Consider the following 26,818-nt stretch of genomic DNA (forward strand, 5'->3'; position numbering starts at 1 on the left):
TATTAAGCAGAGTTTATCTCCTTCCGTGGCACCCTAGTTTCTACTTTTGGCTGGCAGTTTACTCTCAAGTAAAACTACTAGGACTGTTCGGGATGGCACTAGGGCTGGCAGCCATAATTCGCTCAGCTAACTTCGAGAGTGGCAGACTTTGCAAATACACTTTTCCAGGCCCGGTTAGCTTGACTAAAAACAAGCCTTCGCCACCAAATAGAGCATTTTTAAACCCGCCCACAAACTGAATATCGTAATCTACAGTCGGAGCAAAAGCTACCAAACAACCGGTGTCCGCTCGCAACACTTCGCCAACCCCCAAATTTTTCTCAACTATGGTTCCTCCCGCATGAACAAAAGCTAGCCCGTCACCCTGCAATTTTTGCAGAATAAAACCCTCTCCGCCAAAGAAACCGGCACCGAGCCGCTTGGTAAAAGCTACCTCAATTTCAATGCCGTTGGCCGCACAGAGAAATGAGTCTTTTTGACACAAAAATTTACCGCCAAGTTTTCCTAAATCGAGGGGAATTACTTTACCCGGATAAGGGGCGGCAAAAGCGACGCGGGCCTTGCGATTTCCGGCGTTGACAAAGGTGGTAATGAAAAAACCCGCTCCTGTCAGCATCCGTTTAAAACCTTGAAATAAGCCGCCGCCTGTGGATGTTTGCATTTGGATGTCGCCTTCCATGTATGTCATGGTTCCAGCTTCAGCCCTCACCCCTTCTTTAGGGTCGAGTTCAATTTCGATGAGTTGCAAATCGTCGCCGTAGATTTTGTAGTCAATAATATCTGCCATATTTGGCCTCTAAAGTTAAAGAACGAAGGTACTTGCTACGGATATCTAAGGATCGTGAATTAAATAATTTGCATAAGCCTGTGGGATGGGCGTCTCGCCCGTCTCTTATAGACGGGCGAGACGCCCATTCCACAAGAACAATTAAAATTGCACGTTATTTAATTCTCATTCCTAAGTAGGTGGACATATATATTGCATATTCTCCGAGAAAAACGCAGCTTTTCCCAAATCTATGGCGATTACTTCGTTCCTCGCTGCCTGGTGACATTTATTTATGTCCGCCTACTTATATATACACGATATTTTTGCACTCAATGTTCAAGTTCTTCTTTTTCAAGCTGCACTTGGGGGTCTTGTTCCAGGCTGGGGTAAGTAGATGCGTACTTCGGTCTTCTGAACAAGCTGCGGATTTGGCCGAAACCTTGATGTTGCAGCCATCCGACTAAGCCGTCGGGCAGGACTGTGACTACTATTAGGAATAGCGCGCCTTGGAAAAACAGCCACACGTCTGGGAATTTTTCGCTCAAGAAACTCTTGCCAAAGTTGACTAGCAGCGCTCCCAATATTGCTCCCGATAATGTGGCGCGACCTCCCACTGCGACCCAGATTACCATTTCAATGGAAAAGGCAATATCCATTGCTTTTGGCGAAATGATTCCGGTTTGTACGGTAAATAATGCACCTGCTATTCCGGCTAGACCGGCGGAAATTGCAAAGACTAAAACTTTGTATCCTGTGGGATTGTAACCTGAGAAACGCAGACGCACTTCGTCGTCGCGAATTGCTACTAGCAAGCGGCCGAAACGCCCGCTTGTCAGCCAGCGGCAGAGGGCATAAGTTGCTGCTAGAAATAGTATGGTGAGAATGTAGAAAATATATTGAGTATCTCGGCTATTTACTGTGGCTCCGAACAGGGTTTTAAAGTCGGTGAGTCCATTGGTTCCGTTAATTAGTTTTTGCTGGCCGTTAAAGAAGTTGAAAAATACTATGGTTGCTGCTTGGGTGAGAATTGAAAAGTAAACGCCTCGAATTCGATTGCGGAATACTAAATAACCCAAGATTGCGCCCAAGATGGCGGGGATGAGAACTACTGCTGCTGCTGAGAAGGGAAATGAATTAAATGGTTGCCAAAACCAGGGGAGTTCGGTGACTCCGTAGAGGTTCATAAATTCTGGTAATTGACTGCTGGCGGTTGGGGGAATTTGCAGTTTTAGGTGCATGGCGAAGGCGTAGCCGCCGATCGCAAAAAACACCCCATGCCCTAAACTAAGTAAACCTGTGTATCCCCAAATCAAGTCTATGCCGAGGGCGGCAATTGCTAGTGCTAAAAATCGCCCTAATTGATTGAGCCGAACGTCGGGGAGTATTCCTGGGATCAGGAAAATGAATGTGAGGGCGATCGCCCCTACAATTGCCGCTTCTTTTAGCCAGGGTTTTTGATGTGTTTTCTGCATTTTTCGGTACACTCGCAGTTGTAATTATTAATTTTCTACCGTCCGCCCTTTTTGCGGGAAAATCCCTCCCGGCTTCACTTGCAGAAAAGCCATAATTAAGGCGAATACCATTACTTTTGCCATGCTGGTTGTCGCGAAAAATGTGAAAAAGTCGGCTAAAGGCTTGACAGGGGCGAACATTATTGCTAAGGTTCCCGAACCGATCAGGTAATTTGCAGTGCCGATCGCCATTGCAGCAACTACACTCCCCACAATCTTGCCGACACCGCCCACAACCACCACCATAAAGGTATCGACTATATAATTTTGTCCGGTATTTGACCCTACCGAACCGATTAAACTAATCGCGCACCCAGCGACACCTGCGAGCCCCGAACCCAAAGCAAAAGTCAGCGCGTCTACTTGTTCGGTAGGAATGCCCAAACACGCGCTCATGCTGCGATTTTGCGTCACAGCGCGAATGCGAAGTCCCCACACAGACTTTTGCAAAAATAGGTAAATTCCCGCCAAACAAATTCCTGTCAGCACAATAATAAAAATTCGGGCGTAGGGCAACTGAAAATTGCCCAGCGGGATGCCGCCGCGCAGCCATGCAGGCGCAGTTACGTCCACATTTTGAGCGCCAAACCAAGGTTTAGTTACTACCAGTTGGTAAGTTTGCCCTAAAAGTGCGCTCACCGCCCAGGAAATACCCAAAGACAGAGGCAAAATGATGGCGATAATTTTGCTGCGAATGCGATCGAAATCGGGGCGCCGCTTTAGCACCTGCAATGCGCCAAAAAACAGCAAACAAAACACCGCAATTCCTGTCACCAGCACCCAACTCACGCTGCGGACAAACTGCTGCAAAATTAAACTAACACCCCAAGTTGCCAGCAGAGTTTCTAGCGGGCGGCCGTAAAGATAGCGGATCACCCCTCGTTCGAGAATTAATCCTACCAGTGCCGCCACTAAGAAGGCTAAAGGCAAGGCAAAAAGAATATAGGTTTCAAAGGCGAATCCTCCGATACCTTTAAACACGTTCTGCACTACAAAGGTTGTATAAGCTCCCAGCATCATCAACTCGCCGTGAGCCATATTAATCACGCCCATCAGCCCGAAAATAATCGCCAATCCCAAAGCTGCAATTAACAAAACAGCGCCGATGCTAATGCCGTTAAATAAACCGTCCACTATCGCCACTTTTTTCCTCCTATTTTGCTCAAATATTTGGGGTTGGGGCTGGTTTTATTGGGATTTAGTTATAATTAAAATAACTTATAAACCAGCCCCGCAGCGCCCAAGCGCAACTGCGAACTAAGAGAGCGCCCAAGCGCAACTGCGAACCTTGGATCAAGCTTTGAATTTGCCGCCTTTTGCGGGGTCTGACCAATCGCAAGAAAAGCCTTTTGTTTCAGCGACAAACTGATTCCAAGGCACCGGCTTCACTGCTCCTGGCGTAGCATAAGCGATGTTAAACAAACCGTCGTCTCTCACTTCGCCCAACCGCACAAATTTAGAAAGGTGATGGTTAACTTCCATCGTTACTGTGCCCCCCGGCGCGTCAAAGGTTTGACCCAAAGCTGCTGCCCGCACTTTTTCCAAATCGTCGGCTGTCCCGGCTTTTTCGACGGCTTGCTTCCACAGGTAAACCATGATGTAAGCTGCTTCCATCGGGTCGTTAGTCACTCTATCGTTGCCGTATTTTGCTTTGAAAGCTTGCACAAATTTTGTATTGGCCGGAGATTCCACAGTCATGAAGTAATTCCAGGCGGCGTAATGGCCTTTAAGATATTCTACGCCGATCGCCTTTACTTCTTCTTCAGCAATACTGACAGACATTGACGGATATTTGTCCGGGCCCAAACCTGCACCCTGCAACTGTTTGAAAAATGCTACGTTGCTGTCGCCGTTGAGGGAATTGAAAATCACACCGCCGTCTGGCAAAGCTGCCTTAATTTTAGTGATAATTGGCGTGACTTCTGTCCCGCCCAAAGGAATGTAATCTTCCCCAACTAATTCACCACCTTTGGCTGCTAGCTGTGCTTTGATAATGGTATTTGCCGTGCGGGGGAAAACGTAGTCAGACCCGACTAAGAAGAACTTTTTGCCTTTATTTTCTAGCAGCCAGTCAACTGCTGGTTCGATTTGTTGGTTTGGTGCTGCGCCTGTATAAAAGATATTCTTGGAACACTCTTGACCCTCGTATTGTACGGGATACCAGAGCATATGATTTTTTTCTTCAAATACCGGCAATACTGCTTTGCGACTGGCGGAAGTCCAGCAGCCGAAGACGGTGACAACTTTATCTTGGTCGATCAATTTTTTGGCTTTTTCGGCAAAAGTCGGCCAGTCTGAGTTGCCATCTTCTATTACTGCTTCGATTTGTTTTCCGAGGACACCCCCAGCTTTATTTATTTCTTCGATCGCTAATTGTTCGGCATCGACAACGCTTTTTTCGCTGATTGACATTGTGCCGCTCAAGGAATGCAAAATTCCTACTTTGATCGTGTTTCCGCCCCCGGCTGCTGCTGGTGTACTTCCTGTTGATGTGGGAGAAGCGGCTGGAGTTGCTGTGGGAGTGGGAGTTCTACAAGCTTTGAGAAATAAACTGGATGTTAGGGTAGCAGAACCGTATAAAAGAAATTTCCGCCGATCGAATCGCTTTGTCATTTTTTCTTGTTACTCTTGAATAGATGAGTCAGATGATTGAGAATAATAACACATAGCGATTTGATATTAAGACTCGCTTTAAAAAATATTTGTATGTTTGGATACAAAAAATATTATTAAGGAAATTAAAGTTTAAGGACAATTTACAGTACGGTCTCTCACAGCGCAGTACGATCGCACTTGTGTAAATCACCCCGATCGTCGAATAACAAATTATTTGTCGTTTGAATAAATTAATTCCGTATGATTACGATAAGGTGAACTCCTTGCTAGGCAAGAATTGTAGCAGCTTTTTATTCCCAAAAAGTACCGCAGTGACTTTAACACGCTCGTTGTCGCTATTTAAACTTTTCACAAATTCTGTGTCGCTTCTTAAACAACGGGGCTTGCAAAAATTACGGCCGGGTCTAACAAATTAAGCGTCGTTTTTTGAAAAAACAGCTTAGAATGTTGATTAGGCAATCACAGTCCTCTTGAGGCGTGCTCGTGATACGGAATTGTACTCGAGCCGATCTCGGTTGAGGCGATCGCTCCCTTGGGAACCGTTGCATGAGATCCAGACTGTGAAGTGCGATCGCACCCTCGATCGACTCTCCGAAAGCATCCCCATCACCTACGTTGCCGCTCGCAATACAATTTTTCTAAGTTTTGGCTTCGCCTGAGTCGAAACTCTCAATGGCGATTAAGTTTACATTGGCGTCAACGTTTTAGATTATTCGGGCGATCGAGACTTTCGCCCCGATTATATTCAAGCCCTGCAAGAAGTATTTCGGCTAGGGCCAAAACCAGGGAAACAAGGCGATGCACTCTCTCTCTCTTAACACCACTTTAATCAAAGCTTATTCTAAATAGCTTATAATAGTTATCGAATTTCACCTGCCACTAAAACTCCTAAAATTATGAAGCGGCGGCATTTTGTTGGCTTATCCCTATTGTTTGTAGCAAGCTGTTCTACAACAGCAAATCAATCTAATCGCAGTTCTTCCAATTTAGTCGTAAGTGAACCAGAAACCCTTGAGTTTGCCGTAACTGATGTTAAGGGAGCAGAAGATTTGCAGCAAAATTATCAAGTATTTCGGACTGTTCTTGGGGAAGTCTTAGAGAAAAAAATTGAATTGTTCCCAGTAGATAACTATATAGCAGCAGCCGTAGCTCTCCAGTCCGGTCAGCTAAAATTAGCTCTAACAGGGCCCTCTGAATATGTGATTATGCGGGCTCGGACAAATGCTGTTCCCATCATTGCCATCACCCGCCCCGACTATTACTCACTTATTCTTGTTCGTGCCAATAGCGAGATTAAGTCAGCGGCACAATTGAAAGGTAAAACAATAGCTATGTGGGAAGTTGGGGCAACAGGGGGTCATCTAGGGCCGATTAAAATTCTCCTGGATGCTGGCTTAAATCCCCAATCCGACTTCAAAATCTCAATGTTGGGGAAAAAGGGTTTGCAGGCTCTTAAAAACGAGCAAGTTGATGCCTTAGCAATTGGTTTGAATAGATACAAAGATTCACTCAAAATAGACGATTTATCGACCAAAGATTTTCGGATTATTTCGACCGGGCAACCCTTACCTAGTGACTTGTTTGTTGCTAGTAGCAATCTGCCAAATACTCTTGTTGAAAAAATCCGCGATCGCCTGGTTGAAAATCAAGATAAGCTAATTGAAGCAATTTTAGTTGGGAAAGCTAATGATAAGTATCAAGGAGCTAAACTGGTGCCAGCAAACGACAGTGATTATAACATGATTCGTGAAGTTTATAAAGCCATTGGTCAGGGGAATGTCTTGTAGGGTTAAATTTTATCTAATGCCGAGTTTGTAGTAGGGCTTTAGCCCTTAATCCATAAACTCTAGGGATATTGCCCCTACTACAAATAAGAGACTTTATTTATGTGCATTTACTAATAAACTTGTTAAACTTTAGCTTAGGTTGCCAGTATGCAGAAATTTGAACAGGGGGAGAATGGGGCTGTAAAGTTCAACAATCTTACCCTAAATAGACGAAAAAATAATACCGCTGTCACTGAAGGATCTCGCGACATCAAAAATTCTACCAAAAAAACTCCCTTGACTGCAATTAGCCGCTTCATTTCTCGCTTAAGCATAGCCAAAAAAATTAATTATGGCTACTCCCTAGCAATTGGAATAGCCGTACTAGGAACCACAGGGGGAATGATCTGTGGAGACTATTACCAAAAGCAAGCTTTCCAAGCTCTAACCTTAGCCAATGAGCAACAAGATTTGCTCAGGGATTTAGAATATTCCGTGCAGGCAGTGCAGTCACATCCCAAACAGCTAATATCTGTCTTGGGAGATTCAATCTGGTTTGAATATGAAACTGCTAATTTCTTGAAAAATGTTAATTTAGTAAAAAAATTAATTGCTGAAGTAGCTTTTTTTAGTGAAGAAAATTCGAGAAAATTAGCCGTGAATTCTGCTGAGTTAAAAGAATTGTTAAACGGTTACACAACTGCGACAGATTCCTACTCTCAAGTTATCCAATCTTTTTGGCAACAAATAGCTCCCTCCTCACTAAAACCAGAGGCAGTTAAAGAGGCACAGCAGCAAGTATTGGATTTAATCAGAGGGGATAAAGCAGTTAAGATCGATGTTCAGTTTGAGCGACTGTCAGAGAGTTTGAGCGTGATGACAGAAGTAGCTAAGGCACAGCAAAGACAAGCCTACATTAATTTTAATAGAGCTGAGGAATTGCGAGTGGAAATCATCGTAGTGAGTATGTTAGTATCAATCGCGATCGCTACTTTTCTAGCCATCTGTACCAGCCGCGCGATCGCCATTCCTCTCCAAGCCGTTACCAGCGTTGCTCAAACTATTACTCAACAAGGAAATTTTGATTTGCAAGCACCTGTTACCACAGAAGATGAAGTAGGAACTTTAGCAAAATCCATCAATCAATTAGTTCAGTGGGTAGCAGAGTACACACATGAATTAGAGCTGGCTCGCCATAATTTGGAAGAGCGAGTAGAAAAAAGAACAGAAGAACTTACAGCAGCGCTTCACCAACTTAAGCACACCCAAACCCAGTTAATTCAAACCGAAAAAATGTCCAGTTTAGGGCAGATGGTGGCAGGGGTAGCCCATGAAATAAACAACCCTGTTAACTTTATTCACGGCAACCTAGAATACGCCAACCAGTATATTATAGATTTGCTCAAGTTAATTCGTCTCTATCAGCAGGAATACCCGCAACCCACAGAGGCGATCGCAGAAGAAATCGCAGAGATAGAACTCGACTTTCTCACAGAGGATTTACTAAAACTGCTTGAATCTATGAAAATAGGTTCAGAAAGAATCCGGCAAATAGTTTTGTCTTTGCGAAACTTCTCTCGATTAGATGAATCTCAAATGAAATTAGTTGATATCCATGAAGGCATTGATAATACACTATTGATTTTGAACAGTCGTCTCAAGCAGGGAATTGAAGTTATCAAAAACTATGGAGAATTGCCAGAAATAGAGTGTTATCCAGCGCAGCTAAATCAAGTATTTATGAATATTATAGTAAATGCGATAGATGCACTAGAAGAGTCAGGGGATAACTCTAAAAAAAGTAAAATTCCTCAGATTTTAATTCAGACGCAAAAGTTGGACAGTAGCCAAATTCTGGTCCGCATTTGCGATAATGGCCCTGGCATTTCACTCGCAATCCAAAACAAGCTATTTGACCCATTTTTTACAACTAAAGAACCAGGAAAAGGCACTGGTATTGGCCTCGCAATTTGCTACCAGATTGTGGAAAAACATGGCGGGAAAATAGAGGTAATTTCATCTTTGGGAGCGGGAGCAGAGTTTGCGATCGCGCTTCCCGCCTCCTCTCAAACTTGAAGCTAGATATGGTCTATTATGACGACATTAATGTGTTAACGGCGACCAATAATTTGTTATTCGATATATGGAGAATAGCGGACTCGAACCGCTGGCCTCTGCGGTGCGATCGCAGCGCTCTACCAACTGAGCTAATTCCCCTGATTGAGTTTTAATTTAGCATTTGAGATGCGGGATTGCCGAACCTAAAAGGCTTACAGGTCTTGCTTGCTGTCACGTTCGCAGACCGTCACCTACACTAGCACGTAAAGGCTAAAAACGTCAAGTGTTTTCCGCAGCCTGCTCAGTGGGGACGATCGAGCAAAGTTGGGCCACTCTGTCCAACTCTAAATCAGCAAAATAGTCCACCGTCCAATTAGCTTGGCGCTGGATCATGTGAAACGGGTAAGTGTGAGTCACCCCCGCTACCTGAATCCCCACTTTTTTCGCCGCTTCAATCCCCGCAAAAGTATCTTCCAGCGCCAAACACTCGATCGGTTGCAGGTTAAAGTCAGGATATTTCTGGTTGAGAAGTTCCACAGCCAATAAATAGCCATCGGGTTCTGGTTTGCTCGCCCTCAAGTCGTCGCCTGCGACAATTAACTCAAAGTTTGCTGCCAAACCGGCCCTATCTAACACCAATTCTATATCCGATCGCATTGCCCCACTAACTACGGCCATTTTCAATCCGGCGGCCCGAATTTTGTCAATAAATTCTGCCAAACCGGGATAAATCGGCAGTTTCTCCAAAGTATCTATTTGAGCTTTGTAAGCTTGGGCCTTGCGCTGCAGCAGTTGATCGAGATATGTTTCTGTTAGATATCGCCCCCGGCGCTTGAGCAGTTCGGTAATGCAAGCGCGATCGCTCCTTCCCAAACAAACTTCTCGAAACTCCCCACGTTTGAGCTGGAGATTTTCATCGAGCATCAATTGATCGATTATTTTCTCGTGAATTGGCTCATCATTAACAATCACGCCATTAAAATCAAATAAAACTGCTTTTAGAGTCATTAGTTATTAGTTATTAGTTATTAGTTATTAGTTATTAGTTATTAGTTATTAGTTATTAGTTATTATTCAGTCCGCGAAGGCGGACTTTGTTTGTGTAGCCCCGACTTTCAGTCGGCAGTGATTCTGTAAATCAAGCAGGGGCTGGAATGCCTGGTAAATCGCCATCAAAATCAGGAGTTCGATCGCCCAAATTCCACCCCCTCGCCACCGGCACCCGTTCCAAATCTTCCCCCGGCAAAGGTTTCACGCCCTGCGTCACCTGATTCGTCCACCAGTGTTCGTGAGTTTGCACCGCCGCAAATCCAGCCGCCCCTGCCCAAGCATCGAGGCTGCCAGCCGCGTAAGACTTAATATAAGGCTCCTCAAAGATATCAGCCAGCCACTCAGTCTGCCGCAAAGTTTTTTGATTTCCGTCCAAAATTGCCACTTGTCCCCCAACCTTCAGCAGTCGGAAGCTTTCTCGCAAAATTGCCCGCGATACAGCAGGTGGCGTCTCGTGAAACAGCAAGGAAGCTGCGACTAAATCGAAGCTGGCATCGGGAAAAGCCACGCTTTCGGCGTTTCCGTGCAACCACTGAATATTTAAGCCTGCTTTTTGCGCTTTCATGTCGGCAACTACCAGCATATAAGGCGACAAGTCCAAGCCGACAACTTCCGCTTCGGGAAAGGCTTGCTTGAGCATGAGGGTTGTCGAACCGGTGCCGCATCCCAAATCGATGATTCGGCGCGGTTTCACTCGCACAGCGTCAATTAAGCCTTGTCGGACGACTGTTTCGTGGGGAGGTAAAACATATTGCGTGATTGGATCGTAGGAAACGGCGGCACTGGGGTTAAGGTAGCCGCCTTTAATGCCGTGAAAGTTTTGGCTGCTGTAATATTCGGGATAAACTAAGTTGGGTTGTCGGTAGCGATCGCCCGCTGTTTCCCAGTCGATACCTTCGTAGAGTCGTTTCAGTGCTTCTTCGTCGATCGCCAGTCGCATCAGGGGGGCTAAAAAGCGCTCGAAAATTGTATCCTTGCCAACAGCCATAAAACACCTTTAACAAAAACTCTTCTAATTTTAGCCAAAGCCCGTCAACTTAGCATTAATTAAAACTTTTTGTCCCCTCCAACATCTTCCCTCGAACCTCTATCCCTTACCTCCGTTACAAAATCCGTGGGCTTCCATTCCCACTTCCTCCTGATACCTGTTTCCAAAAATAATGCAACTAGAGATAATATCCAAAACCTTGTATTATCAGTCCTTCCCCAATTTAAAATCTAAAATCTAAAATAGTCTTACTTCCCGTTACTAATAGGAATTTTCACCAAAAACTCCGTGCCACCGCCCGGAGGCTTAGAAATTGTGATGCTACCGCCGTGTCCATCTACTACAATTTTGTAGCTAATTGCTAACCCCAAACCCGTGCCTTTGCCTACCTCTTTAGTAGTAAAAAATGGGTTATAAATTTGGTCTTTAACACTGTCTGGAATGCCGGGCCCGTTGTCGGCGATCGCCACTTTCAGAAATTTACCGCCATGTTCACGAACTACTCCCGTGGAAATAGTAATAATTTTATCCACGCGATCGATCTCGTTCAAGGCATCGATCGCATTACTCAGCAAGTTCATAAACACCTGATTGAGCTGAGAGGGATAGCACTCGACTGAAGGCACTTTTCCGTATTTTTTGACTATATAAATTCTATTTTTAATGCGGTTGGAGAGCAACAGCAAGGTATTTTCTATACCTTCGTGAATGTCCGCTAGCTTTTTGTCAGATTCATCGAGGCGAGAAAAGTTTCGCAAAGAAAGAACTATGCTGCGAATGCGTTCGGTTCCTATTTTCATAGAATCCAATATATGCGGCAAATCTTCCTCGATAAATTCTAACTCGATTTCTTCGGTGAAATCAGCGATTTCCTGGGGAACCTCTGGGAAGGATTCTTTGTATAAACTCACCAATTCTAATAAATCTTTAGTATATTTGCTGGTGTGAGGCAAATTAGCCGAAATGAAGTTAACGGGGTTGTTGATTTCGTGCGCTATGCCGGCCACCATTTGACCTAATGATGACATTTTTTCGCTCTGGACTAAATGAGTTTGAGTTTTTTTCAGTTCATTTAAGGCACTATTGAGTCGTTTTACTTGGTCTTGGGTTTGACTGTAAAGGTGAGCTTGAGTAATTGCGATCGCCAATTGGTCTGCTACCGCTTTTAAGAGTTGGATTTCCTCCCGGCTCCAAAGCCAATGAGTAACGTGGCTGCAAATTAAATAACCCTGCGGCTGGTTTTGAGTATGGACTGGCACGGCTAAATAGCTATTAGCTTTAAGTTCCGGCGGTTGAGTTACACCCTTCGCCCAAGTGTCGCTCGAAAGAATAATTGGTTCGCCTTCACCACTCCGTACTAACACATTTTCGAGAAAGTAAGACTCAAACTTTATGGCTTGTGTCGGAGAATCAGATGGGCAAAATTCCCACAGAATTTGTAACGTTTTTTCTTGCGGTTTGTACCAACCAAAAGCCGCCCGTTCTAGGTGCAGCAAACTTACTATTTCTTCGACTGTACTTTGCACGATTTGGTCTAATTCCAGGGAAGCGCGAATGCGTCCAGCAATCCGGTTGAGCATGGCTTCCCGCTCCGCTTGAGCGCGATTGTTTTCCGAGGAATAAATTAGCCAAATTGCTGCTAGCATTGCCGGGATGAGCAGTCCGGCGACTACGGATGTCAGCAAATTTAATGCTTGTAGTTTGGATTCAATATTTTCGCGGGGAATTACTAAAGCCATCGACCAGTTAACTTCCTTGAGGGGTGCATAGGCTACATACACCCATTTGTTATCTATTTTTACCAGTTCGATGTTCGTCTGGCGATCGATCATCTGCCGCGCAATTGTGGAGAGTGCGGGGTCTTTTGACTGTAAAAAGCTTGGGGCCTCCCGGTCGATATTTCCGATTAAGTTATTGTTGGGATGAACAATTGGCACTCCTTGTGAATTGAGCGCAAAAGCATAACTGTCGGAACCGTACAGCAAGGTGTTAGCGACAGATGTTACTCGGTCTAATTTAATGCTGCCCGAAAGGACTCCCATTACTTGATTGGGAGCGGGGGGCAAAGCCCAAATAGGAGCTGAAATAATAATCGTAGAAACTTTGGTACTGCGGCCTATCAGCGGGTCGGAAACGTTGAGCTGCCCGGCCATTGCTTTTTGAAAGTGTTGGCGGTCTTTGCTGTTCGCGCGGTTGCCTAAAGTGTTGATAAATGAGCCGTCCGATTGAGTTAATGACAGGATGAAATACTCTTTTAATCTGTATATTTCTCCTTGCAACCGGGGTTCGACTAATTTCCAATTGAGAGTGCCAACCGTAGGATCGTAAGCAAGGGTTTCTATTTCTGCTTTGCGAGTGCTGAGCCAGCGGTCGATTTCGTCAGTGCCTTTTTCTAGTTTTAATAGTGCTATTTGCTTTAAATTGTCAAGGATTAGTCCGCGCACAAAAAAATAGCTGATGCAAGCAGTTGTGCTAATGGTTAAAGCGGTGGTGGCCAGAATTATCAGGGTCAGCAAATGGCGGCGCTGCCGTCTGTGCTGCCAAAGACTGTGCGCTTGCTGCCACCGCGATTGAGCCGAATTGCTGATGTTTTGCCAAAAGCGGCGCAGCTTTTTTGTTTGTGGCGGCGGCGCAGACACAGATCCGGCTTGATTTGCTGGGTTTTGCATCATCAAATGTTCCCTCAGAGTCAACTTCATCAAACGGTCTTCGTCATTCGGCAGACTTAATATCAGGCAAGTAGTGAGACAGTTTAAGAAAAGAATGCAACTGTAGCCAAGATTCAAACCTTGGTAGTCATCAGTCATTCGCAATCTAAAATCTAAAATCTAAAATTTAAAATAATATGACTTACATTCCGGATTGCAAACAATTTTTCTTATGGTTGGGCGCTCGCCTTCTATTTTGGCATCAATTTTATATTTCGACCTTCGGTTTACCTATTTGAGGTTTGTGCTTTACGATATCTTTAATATCTATCTCGTTTGTATAACAAAATAATTGTAAATAACACAGAGAAAATACGGAGTTTTTTAAATTAGCAATGTATTATAATGTATGGGCAAAACCCTCTTGACAATTTTACTAATTTGTGCAGTAGTTTCAAGGGGAAATTTTTTCGTCTAAAGCTTTTTTAGCCAAGCGGGTTGCATAAACGGTGAGGGCGATCGTTGCTAGCAAACCAATGCCGTAGAGAGCCCACTCAGCAGCAGTGCGCGATCGCCCGCTAGATCCGAGTGCAGCCAAACTCCCGGCCAGGGAACCGATATAAACATACATGACTGTTCCGGGAATCATGCCGATCCAAGATGCCAAAAAATAGTCTTTTAGAGATACCTGCGTGACTCCAAAAGCATAGTTAAGCAAATTAAACGGAAAAATGGGAGAAAGCCGCGTCAGCAGCACAATTTTCCATCCTTCAGAGGCAACGGCTGCATCGATCGCCTTAAATTTTTGATTGCCCTCTATCTGTTTGGAAACCCAGTCGCGAGTTAAATACCGCCCTACCAAAAAAGCGCAAGTTGCGCCTAAAACCGAGCCGATGGAAACACAAACCGAACCGCCAACAACTCCAAACAAAACCCCAGAACCGAGAGTCAGCAAAGAACCGGGGATAAATAGAACCGTTGCGACAATGTAAATTAGGATAAAAGCTGCCGGGCCCCACGGGCCGAGACTCGCGATCGACTCCAGGGCATTTTTCAGAATTCCTTGGAAGTTGAAAAACTTGGCCGCCGCAATCAAAGCCACAGCTAAACCAATCCCTAAAATCAGCTTCCACCTGTTGGATGGCGGCGGATTTTCACCAGGCGATCGCGAATCATTCATTACCTAAACTCCCCAGTCTAAATTGCATACACCCTAAGCTTGGCAGTTGCGCTTTAGCGCTGCCATACTCTGTAATAAAGCGCAACTTTTCCCTTAAATTAAATCAAAGTACCGCCGCAGCTAGAACCGCTACCCGCCGTACAGCCGTAACAATAAGCAGCCGTTTGCACCTCTTGAATCAAATCTAAACTGCCAGATTCGAGCAATTTAGCAGTAGTTATCTTTTCCCCGCTGCCAGTTTTTGCCGGTAGATTTTCCATTTGGTTAAAATCGCAGTCGTAGACATTGCCCAAATAGTCGATCGACAATTCGTTACGGCACATTAAATGTTCCAGAGTACCGGGGTTAAAATTCTCCTCCAAAAACCCGAGATAAGGCTTGTGCAGTTTCTTATGTTCCAAATGAAACTTAGTCCGTCCCACCGGCAAATTAGTAATCGCGAACAATTGATTAAAACAAATCCCAAACTGTTCGGCTAAATAAATCTTGTAATCTTGCTCTAACTTGCCTTGTTCCGGTGTTAGCGAAAACTTGTCTGTAGCCGGCACTTGTGGATTGTACACCAAATCCAGAGTTAAATTTGGGTTTTTTCGGTATCCCAACTGATTTAGCTTTTGCAGCGCCCGAATCGAACTGTCAAAAACACCGTTGCCGCGCATTTTGTCCACATTGTCAGCTTGGTAGCAGGGAAGCGACGCCACAATTCTGAGTTGGTGCTGCGCGCAATATTCGGGAATATCTTCAAAACCTTTTTCAAAGTAAATCGTCAAATTAGAACGAACAATAACCTCTTTACCTGCCGCCCTGGCAGCTTCCGCTAGCGGTTTAAAACCGTAAAGCATTTCGGGAGCACCGCCGGTGAGGTCAACAGTTTGAATTTGAGGAAAGCGGCGAATGATTTCAATTAATTGGTCGCAAATTTCCGGGGAAAGTTCTTCTGTTCGTGTCGGGCTAGCTTCTACGTGGCAGTGAGTGCAAGCGAGGTTGCAGCGTTTGCCGAGATTAATTTGTAAAACTGTAATCTGCTTTTTAGTTAAAGCTGAGTTGATTTTGCTTTTGAAAGGCGTAACTGCGGTCTGAATCATGTGCTAACCTTTTTGGTCTGTTCTCGCAACGAATGTAGAGGCGTTCCGACAAAACGCCTCTCATAATTTAGCACTAATTTTTTGGATTCGACAGCGACAAATTTTAACTGGTCGCTACAAAGTTAATTGAAACTCACATCTTGCACCATTATTAAAAACAGGCTTTCCGGCCTGTTCCACAGGAGAGGAATTTTGTTGTGGAACAGGCCGGAAAGCCTGTTCACAAAAGGCTTATTGACAATACTGCAAGAGCTGAGTTAAAACCGACAAGGCAAGAATTATAATTTTGGCACTAATCTTACTTTAGAGAGTCCACTAATGTTTCAACTCGTGCTTTAATTTCATCTCGAACGCGGTGAAAAGTTTCGATGGGTTGTCCGTCGGGGTCGTTGAGTTGCCAATCTTCAAACACTTCTCGCAATACCCACGCTTCGGGTAAATTCACGCCGCAGCCGCACAAAGAAATTACTGCATCGTAGTCTTCTGCATTGAATTCGCTTAATGGGTTTGATGTTTGATCGGTGATATCAATGCCGATTTCTGACATAACTTGAATTGCTGTCGGATGAACTCTGCTTGATTCTAACCCGGAACTGGTGACTCCAATCTTGCCGGCTCCGATGGTTTTAGCGAATCCTTCTGCCATTTGCGATCGGCAGGAGTTTCTTTTGCAAACAAACATTACTTTTTTCATGGTTTTGGTTGGTTGTTGGTTGTTAGTTGTTAGTTAGATGTTTCAAGGGCGCGATTTGCTACGTCGATCGCCTCTTTAGTGGCTTGTTCCTTGCGTTCGCTGTAGCGATCGGTCAAATAGTCGGTTTGCTCCCGCAACAGCAAGGTAAACTTGTACAGTTCCTCCATTACGTCGATCGCGCGATCGCGATACGGCGAATCCTTCATCGTCCCATCATCATTAAATTCCTGATAAGCTTTCGCAACCGAAGACTGATTTGGAATCGTAAACATCCGCATCCAGCGGCCCAAAATCCTCAAAGTATTAACAGCATTAAAAGACTGCGAACCACCGCTAACTTGCATCACCGCCAAAGTTCGGCCTTGAGTCGGTCTGACAGCCCCAATACTTAAAGGAATCCAGTCAATTTGGTTTTTCAGAATGCCCGTAATATTGCCGTGCATTTCTGGACTAGACCACACTTGACCCTCCGACCACAGGCTCAATTCCCGCAATTCTTGAACCTTCGGATGCGTATCGGGAACGCTACCGTAAATCGGCAATTCCAGAGGATTAAAAAACCGAATTTCTGCACCGAAACCCTCAATAATTCTCGCCGATTCTTCCGCCAACAAGCGACTGTAAGAACGCTCTCTTAACGAGCCGTATAAAAACAAAATTCTCGGTTTGTGCGTAAAATTTGCCATGATGCTTTCAATTAAAATCCCGAAATCCGTTCGACAGTTCCCGATAAACTGCTACTGCTAATTGCGCTCCCCAAATCGGAGCCATCCAGTAAACCCAATGGTGTTCCCAAACGCCACTAATTAAAGCTGGGCCGAGAGAGCGCGCCGGGTTCATGCTCGCTCCGGTAATCGGCCCCATAAATGCAGCTTCTAAGCCTACAGTTAACCCAATTGCTATCCCGGCAAAGCCGATGTGAGCGCGTCTATCTAATCCCGAACCGAGGATAACAAACATTAAGATAAAGGTCAAAACAGTTTCTAAAATTAGAGACTGCAACCAGTTACCGTTAAGAGGGATAGTTGCACCGAGATTTGCTACTTCACCTAAAGTAATGAGCAGCACTTGAGAAGCTGCGATTGCACCCGCACACTGCCCTAAAACGTAAGGCAAAACTTTGTATTTTGGGAAAAAACCGCTCGCCCAAAATCCTAAAGTTACCGCTGGATTAAAGTGTGCGCCGCTGATGTGTCCTAGGGCGTAAATCATCGCAGTTACTACTGCACCAAATACAAAACTGACGCCTAAATGAGTTACGGAACCAGTGCTAGTTTTGTTAACCATCACCGCACCAGTGCCGGCAAAAACCAAAATAAATGTACCTAAAAATTCGGCGATCGCCTCTCGCCTGCAATCTGGCCGAGCACAACCTAACCTATGACCTGTTGCATCCATCGCTCTCAACTAATTTGTTCCATCCCATCATATCAATAAAATTTGATATGTCAATCCTCAAACAACCCATATCAGTATTTGAGTTATTAATAAATGTTGATGGGTTAACCCGCGTCGGAACAAGGGCGCGCCGGCAGGATCTGGCTGAAGCGGCGGTATTCGGCGAGATACTGTTCGAGGGCGACAAACTGGGTCAAATTGAGGCTGTAGTAAATCCAGCGCCCTTCTTGGCGGCTGCGAACTAAACCGGCTTCTTTTAGGGTTTTGAGGTGGAAAGAGAGTTTAGGCTGAGGGACAGAAAGTCGATCGCACAAATCGCACACGCACAACTCCTGTTCCCGCAGCAACTCCAGAATCTGAATCCGCAGGGGGTCAGAAAGAGCGTGAAAGCCAGCAGCAATCAATTTATCTGCAACAGGTAGCGCGATCGTCGAATTTTTAACCATAAATTACCCTTAAATTTTTATTCAAAAACTCCCGGTGCGATTTCTTGTTTTTACCGTTAGATTTTATCTGGTTATCCTTTGATGACAATCCCCAATCAACGGCGAACTCTTTCTCTTCTAGGACTAACGATTAATTCTTTTACCGATGCAACACCCAGTAAGCGCAGCCGCTGATTGCAGCAGCAATTGGCAATGTCAACATCCATGATAGTAGAATCTGATAGAAAACGCGCACATTAGCTTTTTTTGAAATCAATCCGACACCAAAGATTGAACCTACCGAAACATGAGTAGTAGAAACTGGAAGTCCATAGCGACTGGCAGCAATAACTAAAAATCCCGTCACTAAGTTTGCCACAAGTCCTTGACCAGTATTCATTGCTGTAAGCTTTTTGCTCATTGTTTCAGCCACTTTTCGAGCATTCAACAAACCGCCGATCGCCATTCCCACACCTACTGCTAAACTTCCCCACTGAACTGATATTGATTGGCCGACTAACATGAGTGAAACAATTTTCGGAGTATCGTTCAATCCTCTGGCAAAACTGACTATTCCCGCACTCATAAAATGGCAAACATCTACTAACTTTTGGCTGGAAATTTGTAAGAAATTTCCCAGGTATCTTTGCGTGCATTTATCTAGAGAATCGACGGCGACATCAGCGGTCGTGATGCACTTCAGTATGTTAGTTGCATCGGGCTGGGGAATGGGAATAATCTGTTGAATTGGACCAGCGCAAATACACCATTCTTTGTGGATTCCTAAATAAACTCGCAGGTAGCGAGACAGCGCATAAATTAAAGCTCCTAATGCAATCGCAATCATGGGACTCAGCAACAAAGGCATTAGAAAACTTTTCTGCAATGCTGTAAAATTAACTTGAGTACCAATTGCTACTAAACCTGCACCGACAAGCGCACCTGTAAGACCGTGAGTTGTGGAAATAGGGAATCCAGTTAAGGTAGCAAGAATAACGGTTAAACCCGCAGCGATCGCGACTGCCAAATGAAAATCTGTGCCATTGGCGATCGCGTCTGGAACTAGCCCTTTTCCCGAAAAGCTTTTTACCAGAGTTTCTGCTATAAAAATAGAAAATACTGAACCTGCAAAAGTTGTGATAGTTGCCCAACCAATTGCTGTTTTATAGTTCGTCGTCTGACTGCCAAATAGTGTCGCCACGCCTTTAAAATTATCATTAGCACCATTGCAGTATGCTAAAAAAAACGTAGCGATAAATAGCCCAATAAGTAACATTATCTTAATCAGAATAAGTGTGGTTTATTTGAAACTGTTTTTGACCGAGGCCACTACAGCACCGAATTTGATTGTATAGACACAGTTGCCTCAAATAAAATAATGAAAATATTAAGATTTCTTTGGGTAGTAGGCGAGCGATCGCGTCTTAATTTCGCGCAAGCAACATGGGCGCGATATTGAACGATACTATAATTAAGGCTCGGCGATCGCGGACGGTACGCTCAACCCACCCATTCACTTAGGATTCTCTACCCTTGCCGGCACATCAGTGAGTCCCGTCTTCTGCATCAGCGAAATCACCCCTATAGATAGAATTCCCCCAACAATTGCCCCAACAACTACCAGGATGATAAAGACTTTTTGCAGAGTTTTTTTAGTTGCCGGGTGGTACTGTCTCGGCAATGCTTCACCTTGCTCGTCAACTTCTTGCTCCAAGGGGTCTAGCGGATTGGAGGGATTTGAGTTAAAGGGATTGGGCGCTTGATTCATGGTTAGTTTGGGTTAAAGGAGATCGACAACTATTTTAACTTACGATTTAGCCTCGCAGCTTAAATAATACATTCTGGTTTTACTGAATACTCTATAAATTTTATTAAGATTGCTAAAATACGGATTAACCCGGTTTATTCAATAAACCGGGTTTTTCAACATACTAAAAGTTTTATGTCACGCTTCTGCTTTTGACAGGCGATCAAGAGAAATTGTTGCCGCCTGAGATACTTGAGAATTACTATCTTTTTCTAAGTATTTCAAAGCGGAAACGCTCTTAACACTCGGCAAATTGCCCAAAGCTTCCGCCAGCCTCTGGCGGATCAGCCAATCTTCCGACTGAGCAAAATTGAGGATGCGATCGATCGCCCCAATATCTTTAATTTCCCCCAAAGCCGAAATTGCCGCCTGCTGGATCACCACTTGCTCGCTGTCGAGAGCTTTCAGCAGCACATCGCGAGCCCGAGGATCTTTGAGATTCCCCAGAGAAACAGCAGCACTGAAGCGCACCAGCCATTGAGTATCTTCGTAAAAAGCCCGCACCAAAGCCTCAAAAGCTCTGATATCTTCCAGATAGCCCAAAGCACCCGCAGCGTCAGCGCGAATGCCGTAATCCGGGTCAGTTTCTAACAATTTGACTAGAATAGGATAGCACTCTGCTGTCGGTTTCACCCCGAGAGCAAACACAGCCATCGATCGCACCTGCAAACTTTCGTCGTTCAACACCTTTTTAATCAAAGGCACCGCCTCTGCAGCAGGCACATTCCGCAAGTTGGCCAAAGCCACCATTCGATCGGCGGAATTTTGGCTTTCTAACTTGGCTGCAATTTGCTCTAAGCTTAAAGTTGTCATTATCGGTAAATCTTGTAGTAAAACTTTACATTCGGGTTATTTTGATTATAGGAGAGTCTCAGGGGAAAAGCAGGCAGTAAAAACCGCCCTGCGTATTTGAGATGAGTAAGATTGCGGATAAGTGAGACGATTAATCTCAAGCTCAGATTGCGTGGAAATAATCAATGAGAAAGTTTATTATTTAAATCCCAAGCACAGGCGAGGTGTTTCTGCCGTTCCCTAAGGCTTTGCCCGATAGTTAGCCGCCCTCTGACAACCTGCAATCAACTATGCCGTTTTACCACCCGCCCTTTTACTCCTCAGCCTTAGAACAAGCGATCGATCGCTACCCCCTCACTGCCGGGCCAGAAACTTCCTTAGCAGTGGCGATCGCCCTGATGAGTCAGTTGCAAAACAGTTGTCCCCTAGTCAAAACACCTGTACCCTCAGACCGGGGGGCGATAACCGAAACATCCGCGCCGGAAAAGGTGCGGGCCCGCTGTGTGTTCGTCGTGCAGAACCAGCAGACTATTACCACAGGCAACTTATCCGACAACCCCAGCCGCGGACTGTTAATCGGCCTATTAACACCCGCCGACCTAGTGAGACTGATAGCTTCTGGCACAATAGACAGCCAGCACAAAGTAGCCCTGCACAAAATACCAATTTCCGAAGTGATGTCCCCGGTGTCGGTCTCCCTCACAGAATCCGATGACCAAGACGTGTTTACCGCTTTATCCTTATTTCGCCAGCACAAGATTCGCTATTTGCCGATCGTCAATCAATTTCGCCACTTGGTAGGAGTGCTGACGCGGGAAAGAATTCGCCAAGTATTGCAGCCTTCAAACATTCTTAAATTGCGGCGGGTAGCAGAATTAATGACTACGCCAATTACAGCGCCTCACACCGCCTCGCTGCTGAGGATAACCGAACTGATGTCAGAGCATCAAGTCAGTTGCGTAGTGATTACAAAAAACAAAGAATTAACAATGGAGAAGCCCAAAGATGACTATACCTCCATTTTTCACTATTCCTTTCACCAACCCCTGGGAATTATTACCGAATATGACCTTGTGCAGGCACAGTTTCTCGAACTAAATTTCGAGCAAACCCCAGCTCAAAAAGTCATGAGAACTCCCTTGCAATTTCTTCAACCTTCCGATTCCCTATGGACGGCGCACAAAGAAATGGAGCAGCAACAAGTGCAGCGGTTGGTCGTGTGCGGGGGACGCGGAGAACTGTTGGGAATTATTACTCAAACCAGCTTGCTCAGAGTCCTCGACCCCACCGAAATGTACCGAGTTGTCAAACAGTTGCAGCAGTCGGTTTATCAATTGCAAGCCGAAAAAGTAGAACTGCTGCAAAGCCGCAACGCCAAACTAGAACAGCAGGTGCGGGAACGGACGGCAAAACTCCATGAACAATTGCAGCGCGATCGTCTGTTAACTCACATTTCCTTGCGGATTCACCAATCCTTAAACCTCGAAGAAATTCTCCACGCCAGCGTCGATGAAGTCCGCCAAGTTTTGCAAGCTGACCGAGTAGCAATCCTGCATTTAGAGTCCAGCAATTACGGCATTGTAGTGGCAGAATCCGTTGCCGAAAATTGGCCTTCAATCTTGGGAGAAATCATGCCCGATAATATTTGGCAAGAATCTGCTTCGGTGATCGAACAGGAAATTTATGCCGTCCCTGACATTGACCAAGCCAGTTTGAGCGCCGAAAAATATGCCCGGTTCCAGCAATCGCAAATCAAAGCTTATTTGATTGTACCAATTTTGCAAGACGGCAATTTGTGGGGAATGATGTGTGTCCATCAGTGTTCCCAATCCCGTCAGTGGCAACCTTCGGAAGTGGATCTGCTGCTGCAACTGGCAACTCAAATCGCGATCGCCATTCAGCAAGCCCAACTCTATCAGCAAGTCCAAAATCTCAACACCGACCTCGAACGCCAAGTCCAAGAACGCACCGCCGAATTACAGCAAAAAGTTCACGAACTCCAGCATTTAAACGTCCTCAAAGATGAATTTCTCAGCACCGTTTCTCACGAACTGCGGACGCCTTTAGCTAATATAAAAATGGCTATTCATATGCTGAGAATTTCTCCCACACTCGATCGACGCCAGATTTACCTAGAAATTTTAGAAACAGAATGTACTAGAGAAACAGATTTGATTAATGCTTTGCTAGATTTGCAGCGGCTCGAAGCCGCAACTTGTCCGATCGACCTCGAACCAGTAAACTTAGAAGTCTGGCTGCCTACTATTATCGACCCGTTTTACACCCGGGCCCACGACCGCCACCAGGATTTGCGAGTAGAGTGCGATCGGCACCTCCCCACGATCAGTTCCAACCGCGCTAGTTTGGGACGAATTTTAGCCGAACTCCTCAACAATGCCTGCAAATATACGGCTAATGACGGCGAAATTTCTCTGAAAGTCAAGTGCAAAAACGGAGACGACGAACAAGGAGGACAAAGGACAAATTCGCGACAAGCAAGTGCTGTGGCTTCAGAAATCCAATTTACACTCAGCAATCAATCGTCCATTTCCATAGAGGAATTGCCTCGAATTTTTGAGAAATTTTATCGAGTTCCCAACGCCGATCCTTGGAAACAAGGAGGTACAGGTTTGGGTTTAGCTTTGGTTCAAAAACTTGTCGAACAGTTGCAGGGAAAAATTGAGGTTGAAAGCAGGAATGGCTGGACTAATTTTATCGTCACATTTCCTACCAACCCGGATGGAAATTAGTCGGCCATCAGTCAATTTTAGATTTTAGATTTTAGACTTCGGCCTAAGAGGTTCGGCGAGCGCGAGCGTCAAGTCGCGCTCAGTCGAACGATTTTAGATTTTAGATTTACTCCACAGACAAATCTGGGAGCTTGAACAAGAGTCTAAAATTTTGGGAGTTCCATGACTGCTGTCGGGGGCTTGTATCCTTTTTTTGGGGGTCAGCTTTTTTGGGTGTCACTCTTTTTTAGGAGCTAGTTTGCGGATAGGAGACGGTGCTGGTGCCAAATTCAAATATTCATCTTTATCTTCAACAACTGAGGCTCTAGATGCTGGATACTTCTTGCGTTTAGAGGCATGATTCGCAACTGTGCCCAAGCATGGTATGCCAAAATTTTCTAATTGACTGAAAACTTTTTGGACTACAGAAAATGGGACTTGGTGAATTGCTACAACCATCAGTATGCCATCGGTGCGCGCCGCTAAAAAATTCGCATCTTTACTATCCGCCAGCGGCGGCGTATCGTAGATAACTAAGTCAAATTTTGCCTGAAGTTCTTCCATTAAATACTGCATCTGAGATGATGCCAGCCGTCTGGCAGTACCAGGCTCCGGGAGACCGGCAGTTAATACAAAAAGATTATCTGCTAGATGCGATCGTTGGATAATTTCATTGGGTTCGTTTTTATGGTCGAGCAAGTGGCTCAATCCCTTGACATTAGGCAGTTCCAACAGCAAGTGCAGGCTGGGCGAATGCAAATTCGCGTCTACTAACAGCACTCGCTGACCCGCCAGCGCTGCCACGTGAGCTAAGTTTAAAGCAACGGTAGATTTGCCTTCGCCAACTGTAGCCGAACCAATTGCCAAAGAGCTAATCGTTCGATTTGAAGAAAGAAAGCGGATATTAGTATAAAGAGAGTCAAAAGCTTCTATAAATTCCGCAGCATTTTTCTTATTACCCTTTTTTCCTTCAAGATAAGCATAGGCATTCGCAATAGAAGGCGGCAATTTTCTAGCATTTTTGTCAAGAGGAATTGCTCCCAATAAAGGCACTTCAACCGCATCTTTAACGTCATCAGCACAGTAGAAAATATTGCGAAACTTTTCAATGAGGATAGCCGATCCCAGACCCAACACGAGCGCCCCAATAACTGCCATTAAAAATTTGTTTTTATTTTTCGTGGCAACTGGAAGCAGCTCGCCCTTCTCATCTCGCGGTATCCGTGGTTCCGAAATTATTTCCCAAGGTACTTGGCTTTGAGCTGCTTGGACGCGCAGATTTTCCCGCTGGCTTAAAAGTTGATCGCGGGTGCGGGCGGCTACTTCTAATTGCTGTTGCAGTTCGTTGTAGCGGCGGGCTATGGTGGGGAATTCTGTTGCTTGTCGGTTTAAATTATTTTTAGTTTGGCTGATTGCCTGACGGCGAGCTTCTAAGACTTCAACTTGGTTAGCAGTATCAACCAATTGTTTAATCAAGCCTATGCGAATAGAATTTTGAAAATTCTGAACTTTAGAATTAGCTTGGGTGCCTACTAAATTTTGCCCCAAAATTCGAGCAGTTTGCTGGTTGAGCAAAGCTACTAAATTTGCCCGCTTGCGCTCTAAAGCTTCCACTATAGGGTTAGCAGATTTAAAACGAGCTGTTTCTACAGCAATCTGACCTTCTACTTCCTTAACCTTGGTCAGCAACTCTTTATATTGAGGTTCTTCGCTTAAAGCGGAAGCAGCAATAGCTTCATTGGGTGTAAAATCTAATTGTTTTTGCAAGTTAGCGTACAGCGTTTTCTGTTCTTGCAGTAGCCTTTGAGTTTCTAACTCTAAAGTTTCTACGGTGCGAACTTGCGCGATCAATTGCGCGCCTTGTTCTTGAGGATCGGTAATCTGTTGCTGCTGCTGTATCACCTGTAACTCCGACTTCAGGTCATTTACGCGCTTGTTGAGTCCCGGAAGCTGGTCTTCAATAAATTTAACACCTTCACCAATCCTAGTCTTGCGTTCATCAAGACTGTACTTTAAATATTTCTTTTTAGTTTCTTGTAAAACGAACTCAACTAATTTAGGATCATTCCCCATGAAGCGAACTTCCAAAATTTTAGTCAGCGTCCTCTCATCTTCTCCCAGTCGCATAACCACTAATTCTTTTTGAAGAATTTTCTCGGTAACTGTTGGATATCGTTTTTGGACTTGTTTAACAATAGCCGACAGCATCTGAGGACTCTGGAGAATTTGAAGTTGAGTTGCGTAGTCCAAACTAAAAAAATCTCTACTAGGTACTCCTCCCCCCTCGCCGCGATTGGCTAGGGCAGCGGGGTCAGCAATTCTTGCCTCCGTTGTCACTGGTTCCACTAGCATCCGAAAATCGCCTTGATATGTTTTCTGGCCTCCCTTGATCTGATAAGCAACTCCACCACCTACTATACCTATAATCCCAATAATGATGAGGGCTTGTCGCTGAAAAGTCCTCAACAACGGCTTTAGATTCAATCCTTTCTGAGGCTGCGCGCTTAACTCTTCTCCCTCGTCAACGGAAAATTGCTGCACCTGTCGGCTCTGGTTGCTAATGGGTACGATATGAGCGTCCTGTTCTCTTTCCATGTTGACCTCTTGGATATTTTGTGGGTAAAATCAGCTTTCTTCTGCAAGCCTTCGGGTTGATACTTTGAGCATTGGCTTAAGGATATCACACGAAATTATTGGTTGGTCGAGCCCACTTCCTTCTAATAGTTCTCACTACTTTCACATAGTATACAAAAATAACTAAATCCCTATGCTATGCCGGCGGCAAAAGTTCTTTTACAACTGCTGGAGAGTTATATCAGGCTGCATTTGGCTCTGCTGCGTTGTGCTTGTATTTAGGGTTTCCGGGCGACGAAGCAAACTTTTTCAGGTGTCGCTCAGCTTCGCGACAGGGGGTTCAATAACTTTACCAAACTTTTACAATTGACCGTAACACCTCAGCCGCCGCTTGCGCTGGTATTGGTTTGTCCTCTATACCATTTTTCGGTTCGCAGTCCACGGCAGAAGCACTTGTTAACTTACGCGCTAACTGACCGGCTAAAAAGTTTTGCATTTCCCATGTAGATATAATTAGCCACATTCAGCAGATTTTTGGGAACGGCAACTAATCGAATCAATTTCCTAGAAAAATCTGTTTCTTCTTTTAATTATAAGCTTTTTGAGGAGCTGGATGACTGATTAAGTTTATATACTTAATTGACAGCTGCGATTATATCACTAACTCATCTCTATAGTGCGCGAAAGACATAAAATTTAATAATTTGTGTTTTCAGGCTCGATCGACA

Annotated in this window: 21 protein-coding genes and 1 tRNA gene; 4 read left to right on the forward strand and 18 right to left on the reverse strand. The window is 44.8% G+C overall.

The annotated features are described in order from the left end of the window. Positions 1 to 64: 64 nt before the first annotated feature. The 4 genes from QUA44_RS08965 to urtA form a co-directional block, all read right to left on the reverse strand. On the reverse strand, positions 65 to 787 hold the full coding sequence (locus tag QUA44_RS08965; RefSeq protein ID WP_333251190.1) for a TIGR00266 family protein: 723 nt from the start codon (positions 785 to 787) through the stop codon (positions 65 to 67). A gap of 311 nt (positions 788 to 1,098) precedes the next feature. Then, complete coding sequence (gene urtC / locus QUA44_RS08970) at positions 1,099 to 2,241, reverse strand: urea ABC transporter permease subunit UrtC (protein ID WP_333251188.1); 1,143 nt, start codon at positions 2,239 to 2,241, stop codon at positions 1,099 to 1,101. A gap of 27 nt (positions 2,242 to 2,268) precedes the next feature. Continuing rightward, complete coding sequence (locus QUA44_RS08975) at positions 2,269 to 3,423, reverse strand: ABC transporter permease subunit (protein WP_333251185.1); 1,155 nt, start codon at positions 3,421 to 3,423, stop codon at positions 2,269 to 2,271. A gap of 150 nt (positions 3,424 to 3,573) precedes the next feature. Then, a complete protein-coding gene (urtA, locus tag QUA44_RS08980; RefSeq protein WP_333251183.1) occupies positions 3,574 to 4,893 on the reverse strand; it encodes an urea ABC transporter substrate-binding protein in 1,320 nt (439 codons plus the stop codon). Positions 4,894 to 5,390: 497 nt separating this feature from the next. On the opposite strand from urtA, the gene QUA44_RS08985 reads away from it, so the two are divergent. The 3 genes from QUA44_RS08985 to QUA44_RS08995 all read left to right on the forward strand — a co-directional run bounded on the left by QUA44_RS08985 (position 5,391) and on the right by QUA44_RS08995 (position 8,738). Next, positions 5,391 to 5,555: a hypothetical protein gene (locus QUA44_RS08985; RefSeq protein ID WP_333251182.1), complete on the forward strand. Its 165-nt coding sequence runs from the start codon at positions 5,391 to 5,393 to the stop codon at positions 5,553 to 5,555. Between the two features lie 237 nt (positions 5,556 to 5,792). Next, positions 5,793 to 6,683, forward strand: a complete 891-nt coding sequence (locus QUA44_RS08990; protein WP_333251181.1) for a phosphate/phosphite/phosphonate ABC transporter substrate-binding protein — start codon at positions 5,793 to 5,795, stop codon at positions 6,681 to 6,683. Between the two features lie 147 nt (positions 6,684 to 6,830). After that, positions 6,831 to 8,738 (forward strand): ATP-binding protein, encoded by a 1,908-nt coding sequence (locus QUA44_RS08995; protein WP_333251178.1) that lies wholly within the window; start codon positions 6,831 to 6,833, stop codon positions 8,736 to 8,738. A gap of 68 nt (positions 8,739 to 8,806) precedes the next feature. On the opposite strand, the gene QUA44_RS09000 is transcribed toward QUA44_RS08995, so the two are convergent. The 13 genes from QUA44_RS09000 to QUA44_RS09060 all read right to left on the reverse strand — a co-directional run bounded on the left by QUA44_RS09000 (position 8,807) and on the right by QUA44_RS09060 (position 20,808). Continuing rightward, a tRNA-Ala gene (locus QUA44_RS09000) sits at positions 8,807 to 8,879 on the reverse strand. A 120-nt stretch (positions 8,880 to 8,999) separates the two neighbouring features. Beyond that, on the reverse strand, positions 9,000 to 9,728 hold the full coding sequence (locus QUA44_RS09005; protein WP_333251176.1) for an HAD family phosphatase: 729 nt from the start codon (positions 9,726 to 9,728) through the stop codon (positions 9,000 to 9,002). Between the two features lie 130 nt (positions 9,729 to 9,858). Beyond that, positions 9,859 to 10,758 carry a methyltransferase domain-containing protein gene (locus tag QUA44_RS09010; protein ID WP_333251173.1) on the reverse strand — a complete coding sequence of 300 codons (900 nt, stop codon included), beginning with the start codon at positions 10,756 to 10,758 and terminating at the stop codon, positions 9,859 to 9,861. Positions 10,759 to 11,006: 248 nt separating this feature from the next. Continuing rightward, positions 11,007 to 13,565 (reverse strand): ATP-binding protein, encoded by a 2,559-nt coding sequence (locus QUA44_RS09015; protein ID WP_333251171.1) that lies wholly within the window; start codon positions 13,563 to 13,565, stop codon positions 11,007 to 11,009. A gap of 295 nt (positions 13,566 to 13,860) precedes the next feature. Then, a complete protein-coding gene (locus tag QUA44_RS09020) occupies positions 13,861 to 14,586 on the reverse strand; it encodes a TVP38/TMEM64 family protein (RefSeq protein ID WP_333251168.1) in 726 nt (241 codons plus the stop codon). A gap of 98 nt (positions 14,587 to 14,684) precedes the next feature. After that, complete coding sequence (gene arsS / locus QUA44_RS09025; protein ID WP_333251165.1) at positions 14,685 to 15,671, reverse strand: arsenosugar biosynthesis radical SAM (seleno)protein ArsS; 987 nt, start codon at positions 15,669 to 15,671, stop codon at positions 14,685 to 14,687. 298 nt (positions 15,672 to 15,969) lie between these two features. Continuing rightward, positions 15,970 to 16,365, reverse strand: a complete 396-nt coding sequence (gene arsC / locus QUA44_RS09030) for an arsenate reductase, glutathione/glutaredoxin type (protein ID WP_333251163.1) — start codon at positions 16,363 to 16,365, stop codon at positions 15,970 to 15,972. A 29-nt stretch (positions 16,366 to 16,394) separates the two neighbouring features. Next, complete coding sequence (arsH, locus tag QUA44_RS09035; RefSeq protein WP_333251160.1) at positions 16,395 to 17,051, reverse strand: arsenical resistance protein ArsH; 657 nt, start codon at positions 17,049 to 17,051, stop codon at positions 16,395 to 16,397. A gap of 7 nt (positions 17,052 to 17,058) precedes the next feature. Continuing rightward, positions 17,059 to 17,763, reverse strand: coding sequence for an MIP/aquaporin family protein (locus tag QUA44_RS09040; protein WP_333251157.1), 705 nt, complete (start codon positions 17,761 to 17,763; stop codon positions 17,059 to 17,061). Between the two features lie 104 nt (positions 17,764 to 17,867). Next, positions 17,868 to 18,209: a metalloregulator ArsR/SmtB family transcription factor gene (locus tag QUA44_RS09045; protein WP_333251154.1), complete on the reverse strand. Its 342-nt coding sequence runs from the start codon at positions 18,207 to 18,209 to the stop codon at positions 17,868 to 17,870. Between the two features lie 139 nt (positions 18,210 to 18,348). Further along, the gene (locus QUA44_RS09050) at positions 18,349 to 19,464 is read right to left on the reverse strand and encodes an inorganic phosphate transporter (protein ID WP_333251152.1); all 1,116 of its coding nucleotides are present in this window, start codon (positions 19,462 to 19,464) and stop codon (positions 18,349 to 18,351) included. A 237-nt stretch (positions 19,465 to 19,701) separates the two neighbouring features. Then, positions 19,702 to 19,956 carry a hypothetical protein gene (locus QUA44_RS09055; protein ID WP_333251151.1) on the reverse strand — a complete coding sequence of 85 codons (255 nt, stop codon included), beginning with the start codon at positions 19,954 to 19,956 and terminating at the stop codon, positions 19,702 to 19,704. A gap of 177 nt (positions 19,957 to 20,133) precedes the next feature. Then, positions 20,134 to 20,808, reverse strand: a complete 675-nt coding sequence (locus QUA44_RS09060; protein ID WP_333223789.1) for a HEAT repeat domain-containing protein — start codon at positions 20,806 to 20,808, stop codon at positions 20,134 to 20,136. A gap of 269 nt (positions 20,809 to 21,077) precedes the next feature. Between QUA44_RS09060 and QUA44_RS09065 the strand changes: the two genes are divergently transcribed. Then, positions 21,078 to 23,537: a CBS domain-containing protein gene (locus QUA44_RS09065; RefSeq protein ID WP_333251149.1), complete on the forward strand. Its 2,460-nt coding sequence runs from the start codon at positions 21,078 to 21,080 to the stop codon at positions 23,535 to 23,537. A 216-nt stretch (positions 23,538 to 23,753) separates the two neighbouring features. On the opposite strand, the gene QUA44_RS09070 is transcribed toward QUA44_RS09065, so the two are convergent. Next, complete coding sequence (locus QUA44_RS09070; RefSeq protein WP_333251147.1) at positions 23,754 to 26,111, reverse strand: polysaccharide biosynthesis tyrosine autokinase; 2,358 nt, start codon at positions 26,109 to 26,111, stop codon at positions 23,754 to 23,756. Between the last annotated feature and the right edge of the window lie 707 nt (positions 26,112 to 26,818).

The sequence above is a fragment of the Microcoleus sp. N9_A2 genome, from assembly GCF_036701775.1.
In the GTDB taxonomy this organism is placed as follows: domain Bacteria; phylum Cyanobacteriota; class Cyanobacteriia; order Cyanobacteriales; family Microcoleaceae; genus Microcoleus.

Coding starts and splice junctions, on each gene's coding strand:
- QUA44_RS08965 (WP_333251190.1), bottom strand. CDS start 787: ATGGCAGATATTATTGACTACAAAATCTACGGCGACGATTTGCAACTC.
- urtC (WP_333251188.1), bottom strand. CDS start 2,241: ATGCAGAAAACACATCAAAAACCCTGGCTAAAAGAAGCGGCAATTGTA.
- urtA (WP_333251183.1), bottom strand. CDS start 4,893: ATGACAAAGCGATTCGATCGGCGGAAATTTCTTTTATACGGTTCTGCT.
- QUA44_RS08990 (WP_333251181.1), top strand. CDS start 5,793: ATGAAGCGGCGGCATTTTGTTGGCTTATCCCTATTGTTTGTAGCAAGC.
- QUA44_RS08995 (WP_333251178.1), top strand. CDS start 6,831: ATGCAGAAATTTGAACAGGGGGAGAATGGGGCTGTAAAGTTCAACAAT.
- QUA44_RS09005 (WP_333251176.1), bottom strand. CDS start 9,728: ATGACTCTAAAAGCAGTTTTATTTGATTTTAATGGCGTGATTGTTAAT.
- QUA44_RS09010 (WP_333251173.1), bottom strand. CDS start 10,758: ATGGCTGTTGGCAAGGATACAATTTTCGAGCGCTTTTTAGCCCCCCTG.
- QUA44_RS09015 (WP_333251171.1), bottom strand. CDS start 13,565: ATGACTGATGACTACCAAGGTTTGAATCTTGGCTACAGTTGCATTCTT.
- QUA44_RS09020 (WP_333251168.1), bottom strand. CDS start 14,586: ATGAATGATTCGCGATCGCCTGGTGAAAATCCGCCGCCATCCAACAGG.
- arsS (WP_333251165.1), bottom strand. CDS start 15,671: ATGATTCAGACCGCAGTTACGCCTTTCAAAAGCAAAATCAACTCAGCT.
- arsC (WP_333251163.1), bottom strand. CDS start 16,365: ATGAAAAAAGTAATGTTTGTTTGCAAAAGAAACTCCTGCCGATCGCAA.
- arsH (WP_333251160.1), bottom strand. CDS start 17,051: ATGGCAAATTTTACGCACAAACCGAGAATTTTGTTTTTATACGGCTCG.
- QUA44_RS09040 (WP_333251157.1), bottom strand. CDS start 17,763: ATGGATGCAACAGGTCATAGGTTAGGTTGTGCTCGGCCAGATTGCAGG.
- QUA44_RS09045 (WP_333251154.1), bottom strand. CDS start 18,209: ATGGTTAAAAATTCGACGATCGCGCTACCTGTTGCAGATAAATTGATT.
- QUA44_RS09050 (WP_333251152.1), bottom strand. CDS start 19,464: ATGTTACTTATTGGGCTATTTATCGCTACGTTTTTTTTAGCATACTGC.
- QUA44_RS09055 (WP_333251151.1), bottom strand. CDS start 19,956: ATGAATCAAGCGCCCAATCCCTTTAACTCAAATCCCTCCAATCCGCTA.
- QUA44_RS09060 (WP_333223789.1), bottom strand. CDS start 20,808: ATGACAACTTTAAGCTTAGAGCAAATTGCAGCCAAGTTAGAAAGCCAA.
- QUA44_RS09065 (WP_333251149.1), top strand. CDS start 21,078: ATGCCGTTTTACCACCCGCCCTTTTACTCCTCAGCCTTAGAACAAGCG.
- QUA44_RS09070 (WP_333251147.1), bottom strand. CDS start 26,111: ATGGAAAGAGAACAGGACGCTCATATCGTACCCATTAGCAACCAGAGC.